The following is a 15,944-nucleotide window of genomic DNA, read 5'->3' on the forward strand; positions in this document are numbered from 1 at the left end:
CTACTTTTTTGCCTGGATCTGATCGAATACGCCGCCGTCGGCGAAGTGTTCCTGCTGCGCCTTGTCCCATGACCCGAACGCATCCTGGATGGTTACCAGCTTGATGTCCGGGAACCTTGCCAGGTCGGCAGGGTCGGCAAATTCCGGATGACGCGGGCGATAGAAATGCTTGGCCGCCAGCTTCTGCCCCTGCGGCGCGTACAGGTAGCGCAGATAGGCCTCGGCCACCTCGCGGGTGCCGTGCTTGTCGACGTTCTTGTCGACCAGCGCCACCGACGGCTCGGCCAGGATCGACAGCTTGGGCACCACGATTTCGAACTTGTCCTTGCCCAGCTCTTCGCGTGCCAGCAGGGCCTCGTTTTCCCAGGCCAGCAACACATCGCCGATGCCACGTTGCACGAACGTGGTGGTGGCGCCGCGCGCACCGGTATCCAGCACCGGCACGTTGCGGAACAGCGCCTGCATGTAGCGCATGATGCGCTCGCGGTCGCCCTTGAAGATGTGGTCGGCATAGGCCCAGGCGGCCAGGTAATTCCAGCGCGCGCCACCGGAGGTCTTGGGGTTGGGCGTCACCACCGCCACGCCGGAGCGCAGCAGGTCCGGCCAATCATGGATGTTCTTCGGGTTGCCCTTGCGCACCAGGAACACGATCGTCGAGGTGTAAGGCGCGCTGTTGTCGGGCAGGCGCTTTTCCCAGTCGCTGTCGATCAGCTTGGCTTTTTCGGCGATCGCATCGACGTCGTAGGCCAGCGCCAGCGTGACCACATCGGCCTCGATGCCGTCGATCACCGCACGTGCCTGTTTGCCGGAGCCGCCGTGCGAGGTCTCCACCGTGACGGTGTCCTGCGGATGCTGCTGCTTCCACTGCGCGGCAAACGCGTTGTTGTAGTCGCGGTAGAACTCGCGGGTGGGATCGTAACTGACATTGAGCAGGCCGATGTCGCGCGCGCCTGCCGGGCCGGCCAGGACCAGCAGGCTGCACAACACAGTCGCCATAAGACGGAAGCGGGGGTGGGTCACAGCAATCTCCAGACCGTTGGGGCGCAGCTGAACAGCAAGCATGCCATGCTGCGCAGCGGCACGCAGGCGGTGAAATGACATCAAGGCCGCACCTTATGCCGATTTTGCATGACGTAGTGGTATGCCACCGTGATCGTTAAAATCATGCGTCTCCTGCCACTGCGACCGCCATGACCAACGCTCCCGCTGCGCTGACTGCCCATTACGCCGCCGAACTGGAAACCATCCAGGCCCAGGGCCTGTTCAAGTCCGAGCGCATCATCACTGGCCCGCAGTCGGCCCGGATCACCCTGGCCGATGGCCGCAGCGTGCTCAACTTCTGCGCCAACAACTATCTGGGCCTGGCCGACCACCCAGACATCATCCAGGCCGCCAAGAACGCGCTGGACACGCACGGCTTCGGCATGGCCTCGGTGCGCTTCATCTGCGGCACCCAGGACCTGCACAAACAGCTAGAGCGCACTATTGCCGACTTCTTCGGCACCGAGGACACCATCCTCTACGCGGCCTGTTTCGATGCCAACGGCGGCCTGTTCGAACCGCTGCTCGGCGAAGCGGACGCGATCATTTCCGACGCGCTCAACCACGCCTCGATCATCGACGGCGTTCGCCTGTGCAAGGCCAAGCGCTTCCGCTACGCCAACTGCGACATGGCCGACCTGGAAGCGCAGCTGCAGGCCGCCGATGCGGCCGGCTGCAAGACCAAGCTGATCACCAGCGACGGCGTGTTCTCGATGGACGGCTTCATCGCCCCGCTGGACGAGATCACCGCCCTCGCCCGCAAATACAATGCGCTGGTGCATATCGACGAATGCCATGCCACCGGCTTTCTCGGCGCCACCGGCCGCGGCTCGGCCGAGGTCAAGGGCGTGCTGGACCGGATCGACATCATCACCGGCACGCTGGGCAAAGCGATGGGCGGCGCACTGGGCGGCTTCACCACCGCCAAGCGCGAAGTCATCGAACTGCTGCGCCAGCGCTCGCGTCCCTACCTGTTTTCCAACTCGCTGCCGCCGCACGTGGTGGCCGCCGGCATCAAGGCCTTCGAGATGCTGGAAGCCGCCGGCGAGCTGCGTACGCACCTGGTCGACAACACCCGCTACTTCCGCGCGCGCATGACCGCCGCCGGCTTCGACCTCAAGCCCGGCGTGCATCCGATCAGCCCGGTGATGCTCTACGACGCGCCGCTGGCGCAAAGATTCGCCGAGCGGCTGCTGGAAGAAGGCATCTACGCGATCGGCTTCTTCTTCCCGGTGGTGCCCAAGGGCCAGGCGCGCATCCGTACCCAGATCAGCGCCGCGCACACCCGCGAGCAGCTGGATCAGGCGATCGACGCGTTCATCAAGATCGGGCGCGAACTCGACGTGATCCAGCACTGATGCGCACGGCGCTGCGCCAACGGCTGCTGCTGGCGGCGCAGACCGACACCCAGGCGCAGCTGTTGGACGGCAACTGGGAAACCCGCTGCCTGCATTGCCGTCGGCGCCTGCAGCTGCGCGCCGATGGCGAGCCGCACGGGCACACCACGCTGGAACACGTGGTCCCGCAGGCCTGGTTCGGCCGTCGCGCGGCGACGGCACTGTGCGCGCTGGTCGGCGACGATGCGAATGCGGCGCGCAATCTCGCCCTGGCCTGTGCCGGCTGCAATCACGCCAAGGCTCGGCACCACGATGCCAATGGTGCCGGCGACGCCCGCGCCGTCGAGGTGGTCAGCGCCTTGCTCAGCGCGCGCCTGGCGCGCTGGCGGGAGCCACCGTCAGCGCACTGACTTCCTCTGGGCTGAGCATCCGCCACGTCCCCTTGCCCAGCTCGCCCATCGCCAGCGACCCGATCGCCACCCGCACCAGGCGCAGCACACCGATCTCCACCGCGGCCAACAAGCGGCGAATCTGCCGATTGCGGCCTTCGTCCAGCACGATCTCCAGCCACGCATTGCGCTCGCCTTCGCGCAGCACGCCGACCCGCTTGGCACGCAGCAGCACGCCCTCGCCGTCCGGATCGGGGTCGATCATGCCGGCCTGCAGCTGCGCCAGTTGCGCAGCGCTCGGGCGGCAATCGATCTGCACGTGATAGGTCTTGTCCGGCCCGGTCGCCGGGTCGGTCACTGCCGCCGCCCATTGCGGGTCGTTGCTGAAGAGCAGCAGGCCTTCGCTGGCCTTGTCCAAGCGCCCGACCGGGGCGATCCACGGCAAGCCGGCGCCATCGAAGCAGCGATACACCGTGTCCCTGCCCTGCTCGTCGCGTGCGGTGGTGACCACGCCGCGCGGCTTGTTGAGCATCAGGTAGCACCGCGCCGGCCCGGCCAACGGCTGCCCATCGACACGGATGGCCGATTGCTGATCGGCACGGATCGGATATTCGGGATCGTGCACCACACGTGCCGCCACGCTGACTCGCCCGTCGGCGATCCAGCGCGCCGCTTCGGTACGCGAACACACACCCAGTTTGGACAGCACGCGCGCCAGCCCATGGCGTGGCGCGGTGGTCGCCACGGTCGTAGTGGAGACGCGCGACGGGCCCGCCGGACCACGCGTGCGCTGCCGGGACGTCGCCGGCGCATGCCGCCGGGTCATGCCGTCCCGACCGCGCCGCTTACTTGTTTTCGACCGACTTGGCGTCGGCCGCAGGCGTTGCAGTTGCCGCAGCAGCCGGCGCCGGCGCCGCCACCGGACGCGCCTTGACCACACGCACGCCACGCGCCTTCATCCAGGCGTCGAATTCTTCGGCGGTCATGCGCTTGCCGTTCTGGCTCATGTCAAAGCGCCACGGGGTGTTGTCGAATGCGGTGGTGGCCTTGTAGGCAGCCGGATCGTTCGGATTGACGGTGCCACCGGGCGGAATGACCTTGGCCAGATCCTGGCAGCCTTCTACGCGCAGACGCAGCAACACGCGGTCCACCGACTGCTCGGTGGTGTAGGGCTGTGCCAGCACGCCGGTGGGCATGCCCAGCTGCACGCTACGGGTGTAGAACTCGGCGGCTGCCGGCGCAATGACGGTAGCGGGCAACGGCAGTGGCTGGGACACCGTGCTGCCGGCGCAGTTCGGAGCGGCGTAGGCGGCGGGAATCAAGGCGAGACAGAGCAATCCTGCCGTGGCGGTACGCAGCATCGGGTTCTTCCAGTTAGGAGTGTGGTGGTGACGCGGCGAGTGTAGGCAGCGATGAACGCCGTTTCAACCGGTACCGTGCCTGGATGGCAACGCAGACAGGATTTGCACCGCCCAGGCGCAAAGTTTTCCGGTTCCCACAAAGACAAAACCCGGCGCAAGGCCGGGTTTTGTATGCAACAGCTAGCGGTCCAATTAGTTCTGGACGTTCAGCTCGGTACGACGGTTCTTCGCACGGCCTTCCGGATTGTCGGAACCATCCGGGTTGGCGTTCGGAGCAATCGGACGGCTCTCGCCGTAGCCGATCGGGCCGACCAGACGCGACGCATCGACGCCGTTCTTGGTCAGGTAGTCGTACACGGTGGTCGCACGACGCTCGGACAGCTTCTGGTTGTACGCGTCGGTACCCTTCGAGTCGGTGTGACCAGCAACCTCGACCTTCAGGTCGGGGTAACGCTTCAGGATCTCGGTCGCTTCGCTCAGGATCGAGACAGCGTCCGGACGCAGGGTCGACTTGTTGAAGTCGAAGTTCACGCCCTTCAGATCGATCGACACAGGCACCGGGCAACCGTCCGGACCGATGGTCTGGCCAGGCTGCGAAGCCGGGCACTTGTCGTCGCAGTTGTTGACGCCGTCCCCGTCGTCATCCAGATCTGCACAGCTCGGAGCAACCGGAGCCGGAGCCGGCGGCGGAGCGGTCGACGGAGCCGGTCCCAACGGGATCACGACGCCGACCGAAGCCAGCACGTCGCCGAACCAGTCTTCCTGCGGAGCAGCAACGCTCTGGTCGTTGAAGTCAGCGCGGTAGGCCAACTCCGCACGCACGGCGACGCGCTTGTCGAAGGTGGTCTGCAGACCGACACCAGCCTTGGCGGCAAAGTTGCCGTCCTTCTGCTGACCCGGCGACACCGGGTTCGGAGTGGCGTCGAACTCTTCTTCCGAACGCTGGTAGCCCAGACCGAACAGCAGGTAGGGGTTCCAGCCGCGGCCTTCCTGGATGAAGTGGCGACGCAGGTCGAACGAGATGCCGTACTGGCTCCAGTTCTGATCCTGGTTGGCATCGAAATTCGGGTTCTGATAGTTCAGCTCGCCGTCGATCGACCAGTTCGGGCTGACGAACTTGCCCAGACCCAGGGTGACGAACGGGGCATCATTGGTCAGACGATCGCTGTCCTGGAAGTTGAAGCCAGCGCTACCGGTCAGGTACCAACGGTCATCGAACTCCTGCGCGGAAGCAGCCTGGGCAACCGCCAGACCACCGAGCAACGCGGCAGTGAGAATTTTCTTGTTCATGTGTATACAGCTCCTTCTTTGGGAGATAAAACCGATAGAGGCGTTGTTCTTGGTAAAGATGCTCGTCACATCCAGAGCCATCGGGGCGCAGATTAAGCCGGCCTTAGTGAAGATCGCGTTAACGGTCATATAACATGTGAAAGCAATCACCAAGGCCGACGTTCCCTTTCAATACTACGTATACAGTTTCATGAAGGAAAGGACCGGGCACGCAGTTTGCACATTTCGCCTGCATGAACCGCAGCCCAATTAAGTCAGTTGAATACGGTGACGGCTCTACCCCGCCGGTGGGCTGCGCGGTGAAGCGAAAACCACATTGGTGAACGCCAAGCCCTGTCCGAGCTGAATTATGGAGGAGGTGGTTGCAGCGCGCCTGCTCCACAACGCACCCTGAACCTCCCACATGGAGCGACCCGATGAAAGCTGTCGTCATCACCCGTCATCTTCCAATCGACGATCCCGCCGCGTTGCTTGACATGGAACTTCCGGCCCCGTCGGCCCCTTCCGGGTACGACTTATTGGTGCGTGTCGAGGCGATCTCGGTCAATCCGGTTGACACCAAGGTGCGCGCTCCCAAGCCGCAACCGCTGGATGCGCCGAAGATCCTGGGCTATGACGCGGCCGGAGTCGTCGAAGCGGTAGGTCCCGATGTCACCGCGTTCGCGGTTGGCGATGAGGTGTATTACGCGGGCGATATCGGACGACCTGGCAGCAATGCGCAATATCAGTTAGTCGATGCGCGCATCGCCGGCTGCAAGCCCACCTCGCTCAGCTTCGCCCAGGCAGCGGCCCTGCCGCTGACCACGTTGACCGCGTGGGAGCTGCTGTTCCATCGCATGCCGTTCTCTTTCGACGGCGCACGCAATCGCGGCAGGCACGTACTGATCATCGGTGGCGCGGGCGGCGTGGGTTCGATCGCCATCCAGCTGGCGCGGCATGCCGGCTTCAGCGTGATCGCCACGGCCTCGCGGCCGGAAACGATCGAATGGGTGCGGCAGATGGGCGCCCAGCATGTCATCGACCATCACCAGCCGTTGCATCCGCAGTTGCGGGCCCTGGGGATGCAGAACGTGGACGTAGCGCTCAACCTGGCCGACACCGACCGCTACTGGGAGCAGTTGGGAGAGATCCTGGCACCGCAGGGGCATGTCGGCTTGATCGTGGAGCCGCGTGGCCCGCTGTCGATCGGCGATCCCTATAAATCCAAATGCATCGGCATCCATTGGGAACTGATGTTTACCCGCGCCCGCTACGCAACCGAGGACATGGTCGAGCAGCACCGCATTCTCAACCGCGCCGCCAGCCTGATCGATGCGGGCGAGTTGCGCACCACGCATACCGAGACACTGTCGCCCATCGATGCGCAGCAATTGCGCGAGGCACATCGACGCCTGGAAAGCGGCAGCACGATCGGCAAGCTGGTACTGGCGGGGTGGTGATGGGCGTTACCGCTTGAGTTCGGCTGCTGCATGGGGCACAGGCCTGTTGGCCCGCACATACGCCACTGATCAGGGCGTCGGCAAGCGCCGGATCGAGCGTCAGCCATCCAGAAGCTCCCGATCGGCGTCTTCTTGGCGCGGTTGGTCGGGCTTAGTCAGGTGTGGAGCGCCTTAGCTGGTGCGCGGCCCGGTGCGCAAGCCAGCCGCCCTGACCTCCCCGGCCCCACGCTGCCGATAGCAGCAGCGCGGCGTCAAGACTTGCCGTCACGCCCGTTTGCCTGCATCGTGCGCACTCCGTACGCCAGCGTATCTTGCCATGTCGCCCGCCACCGGCCCGTCTGTCTCGTCCTATCCGCACCTGTTCGCACCGCTCGATCTGGGCTTCACGCAACTGCGCAACCGCGTCCTGATGGGCTCGATGCACACCGGTCTGGAAGACCGTGCGCGCGATTTCCCCAAATTGGCCGTGTATTTCGCCGAGCGCGCTGCCGGCGGGGTCGGCTTGATCGTCACCGGCGGTTTTTCGCCGAACGTGGTGGGTTGGCTCAAGCCGTTCGGCGGCAAGCTGTCGTGGCCGTGGGAAGTGCGCCCGCATCGTCAGGTCACCCAGGCGGTACACGCCCACGGCGCCAAGATCTGCCTGCAGCTACTGCATGCCGGGCGCTACGCCTATCATCCGCTGTCGGTGGCGCCGTCCAGACTCAAGGCGCCGATCAATCCGTTCACCCCACGCGCGCTATCGGCACGTGCGGTGGACCGGCAGATCGCCGCCTACGCGCGTGCGGCGCGGCTGGCGCGCGACGCCGGCTACGACGGGGTGGAGGTGATGGGATCGGAAGGCTATCTGATAAACGAATTCACCGCTGCGCGCACCAACCAGCGCAGCGATGCCTGGGGTGGCGATGCGGCCAAGCGCATGCGCTTTGCGGTGGAGATCGTGCGACGCATCCGTGAGGCCTGCGGGCCGGACTTCATCATCATCTACCGGCTGTCGCTGGTGGACCTGGTCGAAGACGGCAACCAGTGGCAGGACATCCTGACGCAGGCGCAGGCAATCGAGGCGGCTGGCGCGACCATCATCAATTCCGGCATCGGCTGGCACGAGGCACGCATCCCGACCATCGCCACCTCGGTACCGCGCGCGGCATTTGCCGGTGTGACCGCCAAGCTCAAGCCGCACCTGCGCATTCCGGTGGTGGCCACCAACCGCATCAACATGCCCGAAGTGGCCGAACGCATCCTGGCCGACGGCGCGGCCGACATGGTGTCGCTGGCGCGCCCGCTGCTGGCCGACCCGCAGTGGGCCAACAAGGCCCGCACCGGCCAGTCGCACGCCATCAACACCTGCATCGCCTGCAATCAAGCCTGCCTGGACCATGTATTCGACAACAAGCTGGCGAGCTGCCTGGTCAACCCACGCGCAGCGCACGAAACCGAACTGATCTATGCACCGACTGCCAACCCCAGGCGCATTGCGGTGGTCGGTGCCGGCCCGGCCGGCCTGGCGTGCGCGACGGTGGCCGCCGAGCGCGGTCATCGCGTCACCTTGTTCGATGCAGGCGATGCAATCGGCGGGCAATTCAACGTCGCCAGACGCATCCCGGGCAAGGAGGAATTCAACGAGACGCTGCGCTACTTCGGTCACCGCATCGACGCGACCGGGGTGCAGCTGCGCCTGAATACCCATGTAGAAGCGGCAGACCTGAAAGACTTCGACGAGATCGTGCTGGCCACCGGCATCGAGCCGCGCAAGGTGGACTTCCCCGGCGCCGATCACCCGATGGTCGTGAGCTATCTCGATGTGGTGCTGGGCCGCCATGTCGCTGCCGACAGGGTCGCGATCATCGGGGCCGGCGGGATCGGCTTCGATGTCGGCGAATTTCTCGTGCACACAGGGCCATCGCCGTCGCTGGACCCTGCACGCTGGATGGCCGAATGGGGCGTGGACTCCAGCTTCGAGACAGCTGGCGCATTGGCCAGACCGCAGCCCGAGGGCCCAGCCCGTCAGGTCTGGCTGCTGCAGCGCAGCCCCGGCAAACCCGGCGCGCGCCTGGGCAAGACCACCGGCTGGATCCACCGCGCCACGCTCAAGGCCAAGGGCGTCAAGATGCTTGGCGGTGTGGAATATCTGGGCGTGGACGACGCCGGGCTGCGGATCCGCGTGGAAGGTACGGAACAGCTGCTCGATGTCGGCACGGTGGTGATCTGCGCCGGCCAGGAACCGCGTCGCGACTTGCTTGCCGCGCTGCAGGCGGCCGGCCAACAACCGCATCTGATCGGCGGTGCGGATGTCGCTGCCGAACTGGATGCCAAGCGTGCGATCAATCAGGCGTGCCGATTGGCGGCCAGGTTGTGACGCGCGTTGCCGCGAAGCGCTGAAAGCCACAGCAGCCTGCTCGCGATACCGGCACGAACCCGTGTGCGAGTGTCGTGGCGCCTGACTCACTCAACGTCAACGCTAGTAATGGCGTTAGTGAGCGATGACCGATCCATCCGTCCGATGCCGGCGCGAGTTTGTAGGCCGAGATCCGAGTGGCCAGATCGGTGCGAACCCCGACGCTGCCATCGATCGCGCCGGTGACAATGCGAATGCCGCTGGTCTGCATGTCTGCATGTCTGCATGTCTGCATGTCTGCATGAAATCATCTCGCACCGTGTCGAACTTGATGCGTGTGATTCAACACGCCTGATACGTTCGAACATGCACAGCGTAAATGAGCAAAGGTGCAGCAGGCGTGCGATGCAGTCGCCACCTGGTCAACGCAGATGCGCCACTGATATCGTCGAAAAAATCGTACCGATAGTTCTGGCGACTTCGGCTGCATATCTTGGTGCGGACATTACAGCCCATCTGAAACGCCATTGAGTCATTGCTGCGGGTTGTGCACGCAAGCTTTGGCGAGCGACTTGATGATGCAGTGCGAGAGCAAACAGCCTTGTGGCGCTTTTTGCCTATCTCCATCAATTTTGCGTCGGGCGATTCGGCTGCCTCCTTTAGTGCGTGCAACCCCGGATTCTGCGATGCGCAAGCAAGCGCGCAATGCGCGATCCCATTAGCAGCAGACATCGGGCACTGACAGTGCCTTCATGCACCTGCGTGTGCATCTCGATGTGTAGCCACTACTGCAAGACGCCAGCGCACAAGCACATTCATCGGTGACGATGATGTGTAATCCAGACTGGAGATGGTGCCGCATCTGTAGTCCAGCGCAACGCATGACGTCTCGCTGACAACTACGCAAACGCACACCGTTGCATGCACCCTGCGCCAAGATGTCTTGCGACACCCGCTGTCGCCACCGCGATGCGACGCATTCAACGAAGGGTCGCGTTGTGTGAGCGAGCAAAGCCGTAGATGCCCCAAGCGATCACACGCGTCAACCTGCCTATTCAGCCGCGATTCTGTGATCGACGCCTACCTTGCGCCAACTTTTTGACCCGCCGCATCTGGCGGGCACCTCCGGTAGATCCTCTTTCGCCGGAGACCGGGCGACCCGTGGCAGGTCGCCTCCCCATGACGCCAAGCCCTCTGCACTGGTGCATCCACATTGGATGCCCTGCGGATCGGCCCATACGGAGCAAGGAGTTATATGAAACTGGTTTGGATACTTTGGCTGTCGCAGTTGTTGCCGCAGCCGGCTGCAGATTCGTTGTGCTTGAGCACCACCGTGTACCTGGAAGCGCGTGATCAGACCTTGCGCGGCCAGCAAGCCGTCGCCGAAGTTGCGTTGCGTCGGCTGGATAGCGGTTTGTGGGGCGATTCGATGTGCCAGGTGGTCACCGCGCGCAAGCAGTTCGCGCCCACCATCGTGGCTCCGGGAACGCAGCTGAAAAACGACGATGCCTGGAACAAGGCGCTGGATGTGGCGATGGCTGCAGAGCGCAACTGGGCACTGCCGGTCGGGCAACGCAAGGAAATCGTGCCGGGCGCCAGTCACTTTGCCGCAAGCGCGATCGCAAGCCCAAGCTGGCGCAACGCGTACCAGGTGGCCACCATCGGCGACCACACGTTCTATCGCGTACAGAAGCTGCGCCCGCGCACCGCATCCTGACGCCGCCCTGCACTCACGCGTTGCCGCTAAGCTTGCGTCTTCGTTCCTGTGCGGAAATTCTCATGAAGCTGTACACCAAGCCGGGCGCGTGTTCGCTGGCGGATCACATCGTGCTGCGCTGGTCGGGGCTGCCCTTCGATCTGCAGGTGGTCGACGCCGCCACGATGAAGTCCCCCGAGTATCTGCGCCTCAACCCGGCCGGCGCCGTGCCGCTGCTGGTCGTCGACGACTGGGCACTGACCCAGAACGCCGCCATCCTCAACTACATCGCCGACATCGCACCGCTCACCGGCCTGTCCGGCGATGGCACCGCGCGCAGCCGTGCGGAGATCAATCGCTGGATCGCCTTCGCCAACGCCGATGTGCATCCGGCCTTCAAGCCGATCTTCGGCAGCACCGCCTATCTGCAGGACGACGCACTGATCGCGCGCAGCCATGACGACGCACGCAGCAAGTTGCGCACCTTGTACAAACGTGTCGACACGCATCTGCAGGGGCGCAACTGGCTGGCAAGCGATACCCACACCGGCGCCGATGCGTATCTGTTCGTGACGCTGCGATGGGCGCAGAAGGTGGGCGTGGACCTGAGCGGCCTGAGCGCGGTGGATGCGTTCGTGCAGCGCATGCTGGACGATGCAGATGTGCAGGCCGCATTGAAGGCCGAAGGCCTGGCCTGAGTGCATCGCACCAGCCGATCGGTGCGGTGGCCACACGTCTCGCACCGGTTTTGCAACATCGATGGACATGCCTGTGTCCTTTCCGCGCCGCAGCCACCGCGTCTCGCGCACTGCATAGCATAAGCGCACATAAAAAACGCCGGGCACTGCCCGGCGTTTTTGCTACAGCAGCAAGGCGAGAAACTCAGCCCAGCAGATGCGATACGCCGCTGCGCTCTTCTTCCAGCTCGGCCAGGGTCTTCTCGATGTACTTCTGGCTGAAGTCGTCGATCGGCAGATCCTTGACCAGGGTGTACTCGCCGTTGGCGGTGGTCACCGGGAAGCCGAAGATCACGCCTTCCGGAATGCCGTAGGAGCCGTCGGACGGCACGCCCATCGTCACCCACTTGCCGTTGCTGCCCAGCACCCAGTCACGCACGTGATCGATGGCGGCATTGGCGGCCGACGCAGCCGAGGACAGGCCGCGCGCTTCGATGATCGCCGCGCCGCGCTTGCCCACGGTCGGGATGAAGGTGGACGCGTTCCATTCCTGGTCATTGATCGCATCGCCGATGGACGCACCATCGGCGGTGGCGAAACGGTAGTCCGGGTACATGGTCGGGCTGTGGTTGCCCCACACCACCAGCTTCTCGATGCCGCCGACCGGCTTGCCGAGCTTCTGCGACAGCTGGCTGAGCGCGCGGTTGTGGTCCAGACGCAGCATGGCGGTGAAGTTCTTCGGGTTCAGATCCGGCGCCGACTTCATCGCAATGTAGGCATTGGTGTTGGCCGGGTTGCCGACCACCAGCACCTTGACGTCACGCTTGGCGACCTTGTTCAGCGCCGCGCCCTGCGCGGTGAAGATCTTGGCGTTCTCCAGCAGCAGGTCCTTGCGCTCCATGCCCGGGCCGCGCGGACGCGCACCGACCAGCAGGGCGACGTCGATGTCCTTGAACGCCACTTCGGCGTCGTCGGTGCCGACCACGCCGGCCAACAACGGGAATGCGCAGTCTTCCAGCTCCATGATCACGCCCTTGAGCGCGGCCTGGGCCTTTTCATTGGACAGTTCCAGCAATTGCAGGATCACCGGCTGATCCTTGCCCAGCATTTCGCCGGAGGCGATGCGGAACAGCAGGGCATAGCCGATCTGGCCGGCAGCGCCGGTCACGGCAACACGAACAGGTGCTTTCATGGGGAGTTTCCTCTGCTAAAAAACGTGGGTGGAGGTGAACGCTGGCGTGGCGCAGGGCCTGGCGGCGCGCAGTGACAGACGAACGGCCGCACAGGGCGGCCGTTCGGGGAACGACATCAGGCGGCGAGGATCTTGTTCCACTCCGCGACGCGGTCGGCCTTGGCGGCCAGCACGGCGTCGGTATCGCCTTCGATCGTCACCTTGTTGATCACGTCGCCCTGGGCGACGGCATCGACCACGTCCAGGCCCTGGGTGACCTTGCCGAACACGGTGTGCTTGCCGTCCAGCCACGGGGTGGCGGTGTGGGTGATGAAGAACTGGCTGCCGTTGGTGTTGGGGCCGGCATTGGCCATGGACAGCACGCCGCGGTCGTGACCGACGCCGTTGTTGGCTTCATCCTCGAAACGGTAGCCGGGGCCGCCGCGGCCGGAGCCTTCCGGGCAACCGCCCTGGATCATGAAGTCGGCGATGACGCGGTGGAAGCTCAGGCCATCGTAGAAGCCGCGCTGGACCAGGTTGACGAAGTTGGCGACGGTCAGCGGGGCCTTGTCGGCGAACAGCTCGACCGCGATCGGGCCGCGGGTGGTGTCGAAATGGGCAATCAGGGACATGGAAATCCTTGCAGGTTTCAGGGTGTATGACAGCCCATTAGGATACACCCGGCCGTGCAGGCGACCGTGCAGGTTGGACCATCGTCGGGGGTGCCGGATCAAGCTGAATGGGCGTTTTGGACCGCCCGGCGGCCGAACGCAACGGCACGGCAACGAAACCGCTATAATGTCGGGCTTACCTCATCTCAAGACTGGCGCCAGACAGGGGCCCTTTCCGCATGTCTATCGAAAAACTCCGCAATATCGCCATCGTCGCGCACGTCGACCATGGCAAGACCACCCTCGTCGACTGCCTGCTGAAGCAGTCCGGCACCCTGTCCGAGCGCACCGTGCTGGCTGAGCGCGTGATGGACAGCAACGACCAGGAAAAGGAGCGTGGCATCACGATCCTGGCCAAGAACACGGCCATCACCTGGAACGGCAACCGCATCAACATCGTCGACACCCCCGGACACGCCGACTTCGGTGGCGAAGTCGAGCGCGTGCTGTCGATGGTGGACTCGGTGCTGATCCTGGTCGACGCGATGGACGGCCCGATGCCGCAGACCCGCTTCGTGACCCAGAAGGCGTTCGCGATGGGCTTCAAGCCGATCGTGGTGGTCAACAAGATCGACCGTCCCGGCGCACGCCCGGACTGGGTCATCGACCAGGTGTTCGACCTGTTCGACAAGCTCGGCGCCACCGACGAGCAGCTGGACTTCCCGATCGTCTACACCTCCGCCCTGAACGGCTACGCCAGCCTGGATTCGAGCGTGCGCGACGGCGACATGACCGCGCTGTACGAAGCGATCATGCAGCACGTGTCGGCACCGGACGTGGATCCGGACGGCCCGTTCCAGATGCGCATCAGCCAGCTGGACTACAACAACTTCGTCGGCGTGATCGGCATCGGCCGCATCCAGCGCGGCGTGCTGAAGAAGAACATGCCGGTCAGCGTGATCGACCGCGAAGGCAAGAAGCGCCAGGGCAAGGTGCTGCAGGTGCTGGGCTTTTTGGGCCTGGAGCGCATCGAGCAGGACACCGCCGAGGCCGGCGACATCGTGGCCATCTCCGGCGTGGCCGAGCTGACCATTTCCGACACCGTGTGCGCACTCGACGCCCCGGAAGCGCTGCCGGCACTCACCGTGGACGAGCCCACCATCTCGATGACCTTCCAGGTCAACAACTCGCCGTTCGCCGGCAACAAGGACCTGTCCGGCGGCAAGTTCCTGACCAGCCGCCAGCTGCGCGACCGTCTGGACCGCGAGAAGGTGCACAACGTGGCACTGAAGGTCGAGGAAGGCTCCGATGCCGACAAGTTCCTGGTCTCCGGCCGTGGCGAACTGCATCTGTCGGTGCTGATCGAGAACATGCGTCGTGAAGGCTACGAGCTGGCCGTGTCGCGTCCGGAAGTGATCATCAAGGAGATCGACGGCAAGCAGATGGAGCCGATCGAACAGCTTGTGGTGGACATCGAAGAACAGCACCAGGGCGGCGTGATGGAAAAGCTGGGCACCCGCAAGGGCCAGCTGAAGAACATGGAGCCGGACGGCAAGGGCCGCGTGCGCCTTGACTACATGATCCCGGCGCGTGGCCTGATTGGCTTCCAGAACGAGTTCCGCACCCTGACCCAGGGATCGGGTCTGCTGTTCCACGTGTTCGACCATTACGGCCCGAAGGAACAGGGCGCCATCGCCAAGCGCCAGAACGGCGTGATGATCGCCAATGCGCCAGGCGCCACCCCGGCCTATGCGCTGGGGCCGCTGGAAGAGCGTGGCCGCCTGTTCGCTGCCGAAGGCGACAACGTGTACGAAGGTCAGCTGGTCGGCATCCACTCCAAGGACAACGACCTGACCGTCAATGCGATCAAGACCAAGCCGCTGACCAATATGCGCGCCTCGGGCAAGGACGATGCGATCAAGCTGACGCCGGCGATCAAGTACACCCTGGAGCAGGCACTGGACTTCATCGAAGACGACGAGCTGGTGGAAGTCACCCCGAAGGAAATCCGCCTGCGCAAGAAGTTCCTCACCGAAAGCGACCGCAAACGCGCTGGCCGTTCCGGCTAAGCACGGGCAGTTCATCTCCGTGAGCAACACGCCCTACAGCCCGGATCCGCGTGCGCATCCGGGTCTGCATGTGATCGCATTGCTAGAGGCGGTCAAGGGGACGCTTGCGCTGTTGGCGGCAACGGGCCTGGAAATTCTGGGCCCGCTCCCGCTGCAGAACGCGGTCAGCACGCTGATCCGCCGCTTCAATCTGGACCCCGAGCACGGCGCCCTGCCGTCGTTGCTCAAGACTATCAGTCCCGACGCCGTCCATCTGGCCGCTGCCGCAATGCTGGCGTATGGCCTGTTGCACGTGGTGGAAGCCTGGGGTCTGTGGCGTGCCAAGGCCTGGGCGTCGCTGTTGGGCTGCCTGTCGGCGGCCATCTACCTGCCTTTCGATATCTACGCCATCGTCCGCCATCCCGGCTGGACCGCCTGGGGCGTGCTGGCGATCAATCTGATCGTGGTCGGCGTGCTGGCACGCGATCTGATCAGGCGCCGGCATCGCTGACGCATCCTGCCCGCCTGCGGGCAGCTCATACACGTTGT

Annotated in this window: 14 protein-coding genes; 8 read left to right on the forward strand and 6 right to left on the reverse strand. The window is 64.4% G+C overall.

Annotated features, from left to right (window positions below; all coding sequences use genetic code 11):
* The gene (locus tag XarjCFBP7645_RS16710; protein ID WP_104538400.1) at positions 1–1,101 is read right to left on the reverse strand and encodes a sulfate ABC transporter substrate-binding protein; all 1,101 of its coding nucleotides are present in this window, start codon (positions 1,099–1,101) and stop codon (positions 1–3) included.
* 89 nt (positions 1,102–1,190) lie between these two features.
* Between XarjCFBP7645_RS16710 and kbl the strand changes: the two genes are divergently transcribed.
* Entirely contained in the window at positions 1,191–2,399 is a 1,209-nt protein-coding gene (gene kbl, locus XarjCFBP7645_RS16715; protein ID WP_104538401.1) for a glycine C-acetyltransferase, read from the forward strand.
* Positions 2,399–2,788: an HNH endonuclease gene (locus XarjCFBP7645_RS16720; protein ID WP_104538402.1), complete on the forward strand. Its 390-nt coding sequence runs from the start codon at positions 2,399–2,401 to the stop codon at positions 2,786–2,788. The genes kbl and XarjCFBP7645_RS16720 overlap by 1 nt, the downstream gene beginning before the upstream one ends.
* Here the strand turns inward: XarjCFBP7645_RS16720 and XarjCFBP7645_RS16725 are convergent.
* The 3 genes from XarjCFBP7645_RS16725 to XarjCFBP7645_RS16735 all read right to left on the reverse strand — a co-directional run bounded on the left by XarjCFBP7645_RS16725 (position 2,742) and on the right by XarjCFBP7645_RS16735 (position 5,418).
* Positions 2,742–3,593 carry a pseudouridine synthase gene (locus XarjCFBP7645_RS16725; RefSeq protein WP_104538403.1) on the reverse strand — a complete coding sequence of 284 codons (852 nt, stop codon included), beginning with the start codon at positions 3,591–3,593 and terminating at the stop codon, positions 2,742–2,744. The genes XarjCFBP7645_RS16720 and XarjCFBP7645_RS16725 overlap by 47 nt on opposite strands.
* A gap of 19 nt (positions 3,594–3,612) precedes the next feature.
* A complete protein-coding gene (locus XarjCFBP7645_RS16730) occupies positions 3,613–4,128 on the reverse strand; it encodes a hypothetical protein (RefSeq protein WP_024938551.1) in 516 nt (171 codons plus the stop codon).
* 192 nt (positions 4,129–4,320) lie between these two features.
* Complete coding sequence (locus XarjCFBP7645_RS16735; protein WP_104532906.1) at positions 4,321–5,418, reverse strand: OmpA family protein; 1,098 nt, start codon at positions 5,416–5,418, stop codon at positions 4,321–4,323.
* A 416-nt stretch (positions 5,419–5,834) separates the two neighbouring features.
* Here XarjCFBP7645_RS16735 and XarjCFBP7645_RS16740 point away from each other — a divergent pair, with 416 nt between their 5' ends.
* From XarjCFBP7645_RS16740 to XarjCFBP7645_RS16755, 4 genes are all read left to right on the forward strand, one after another.
* Positions 5,835–6,857, forward strand: coding sequence for a zinc-binding alcohol dehydrogenase family protein (locus tag XarjCFBP7645_RS16740; RefSeq protein ID WP_104538404.1), 1,023 nt, complete (start codon positions 5,835–5,837; stop codon positions 6,855–6,857).
* A gap of 316 nt (positions 6,858–7,173) precedes the next feature.
* A complete protein-coding gene (locus XarjCFBP7645_RS16745) occupies positions 7,174–9,213 on the forward strand; it encodes an NADPH-dependent 2,4-dienoyl-CoA reductase (RefSeq protein WP_104538405.1) in 2,040 nt (679 codons plus the stop codon).
* Positions 9,214–10,447: 1,234 nt separating this feature from the next.
* Positions 10,448–10,909, forward strand: coding sequence for a cell wall hydrolase (locus XarjCFBP7645_RS16750; RefSeq protein ID WP_104538406.1), 462 nt, complete (start codon positions 10,448–10,450; stop codon positions 10,907–10,909).
* A gap of 62 nt (positions 10,910–10,971) precedes the next feature.
* Positions 10,972–11,586 carry a glutathione S-transferase family protein gene (locus XarjCFBP7645_RS16755; RefSeq protein ID WP_104538407.1) on the forward strand — a complete coding sequence of 205 codons (615 nt, stop codon included), beginning with the start codon at positions 10,972–10,974 and terminating at the stop codon, positions 11,584–11,586.
* Positions 11,587–11,770: 184 nt separating this feature from the next.
* Here XarjCFBP7645_RS16755 and XarjCFBP7645_RS16760 read toward each other — a convergent pair whose 3' ends face one another.
* Together XarjCFBP7645_RS16760 and XarjCFBP7645_RS16765 are read right to left on the reverse strand one after the other, a co-directional pair.
* Positions 11,771–12,757, reverse strand: a complete 987-nt coding sequence (locus XarjCFBP7645_RS16760) for a malate dehydrogenase (RefSeq protein WP_104538408.1) — start codon at positions 12,755–12,757, stop codon at positions 11,771–11,773.
* Positions 12,758–12,873: 116 nt separating this feature from the next.
* Positions 12,874–13,368, reverse strand: a complete 495-nt coding sequence (locus XarjCFBP7645_RS16765; RefSeq protein WP_104538409.1) for a peptidylprolyl isomerase — start codon at positions 13,366–13,368, stop codon at positions 12,874–12,876.
* Between the two features lie 218 nt (positions 13,369–13,586).
* Between XarjCFBP7645_RS16765 and typA the strand changes: the two genes are divergently transcribed.
* Both typA and XarjCFBP7645_RS16775 read left to right on the forward strand, forming a co-directional pair.
* Entirely contained in the window at positions 13,587–15,416 is a 1,830-nt protein-coding gene (typA, locus tag XarjCFBP7645_RS16770; RefSeq protein WP_104538410.1) for a translational GTPase TypA, read from the forward strand.
* Between the two features lie 70 nt (positions 15,417–15,486).
* Positions 15,487–15,906 carry a DUF2127 domain-containing protein gene (locus tag XarjCFBP7645_RS16775; RefSeq protein WP_181126412.1) on the forward strand — a complete coding sequence of 140 codons (420 nt, stop codon included), beginning with the start codon at positions 15,487–15,489 and terminating at the stop codon, positions 15,904–15,906.
* Positions 15,907–15,944: the final 38 nt, after the last annotated feature.

It is taken from the genome of Xanthomonas arboricola, from assembly GCF_002940665.1.
In the GTDB taxonomy this organism is placed as follows: Bacteria; Pseudomonadota; Gammaproteobacteria; order Xanthomonadales; family Xanthomonadaceae; genus Xanthomonas; species Xanthomonas arboricola_B.

What these genes read in the sequence shown, in the direction of transcription:
- XarjCFBP7645_RS16710 (WP_104538400.1), bottom strand. Translation starts at nt 1,101, where the DNA reads ATGTCATTTCACCGCCTGCGTGCCGCTGCGCAGCATGGCATGCTTGCT.
- kbl (WP_104538401.1), top strand. Translation starts at nt 1,191, where the DNA reads ATGACCAACGCTCCCGCTGCGCTGACTGCCCATTACGCCGCCGAACTG.
- XarjCFBP7645_RS16720 (WP_104538402.1), top strand. Translation starts at nt 2,399, where the DNA reads ATGCGCACGGCGCTGCGCCAACGGCTGCTGCTGGCGGCGCAGACCGAC.
- XarjCFBP7645_RS16725 (WP_104538403.1), bottom strand. Translation starts at nt 3,593, where the DNA reads ATGACCCGGCGGCATGCGCCGGCGACGTCCCGGCAGCGCACGCGTGGT.
- XarjCFBP7645_RS16730 (WP_024938551.1), bottom strand. Translation starts at nt 4,128, where the DNA reads ATGCTGCGTACCGCCACGGCAGGATTGCTCTGTCTCGCCTTGATTCCC.
- XarjCFBP7645_RS16735 (WP_104532906.1), bottom strand. Translation starts at nt 5,418, where the DNA reads ATGAACAAGAAAATTCTCACTGCCGCGTTGCTCGGTGGTCTGGCGGTT.
- XarjCFBP7645_RS16740 (WP_104538404.1), top strand. Translation starts at nt 5,835, where the DNA reads ATGAAAGCTGTCGTCATCACCCGTCATCTTCCAATCGACGATCCCGCC.
- XarjCFBP7645_RS16745 (WP_104538405.1), top strand. Translation starts at nt 7,174, where the DNA reads ATGTCGCCCGCCACCGGCCCGTCTGTCTCGTCCTATCCGCACCTGTTC.
- XarjCFBP7645_RS16750 (WP_104538406.1), top strand. Translation starts at nt 10,448, where the DNA reads ATGAAACTGGTTTGGATACTTTGGCTGTCGCAGTTGTTGCCGCAGCCG.
- XarjCFBP7645_RS16755 (WP_104538407.1), top strand. Translation starts at nt 10,972, where the DNA reads ATGAAGCTGTACACCAAGCCGGGCGCGTGTTCGCTGGCGGATCACATC.
- XarjCFBP7645_RS16760 (WP_104538408.1), bottom strand. Translation starts at nt 12,757, where the DNA reads ATGAAAGCACCTGTTCGTGTTGCCGTGACCGGCGCTGCCGGCCAGATC.
- XarjCFBP7645_RS16765 (WP_104538409.1), bottom strand. Translation starts at nt 13,368, where the DNA reads ATGTCCCTGATTGCCCATTTCGACACCACCCGCGGCCCGATCGCGGTC.
- typA (WP_104538410.1), top strand. Translation starts at nt 13,587, where the DNA reads ATGTCTATCGAAAAACTCCGCAATATCGCCATCGTCGCGCACGTCGAC.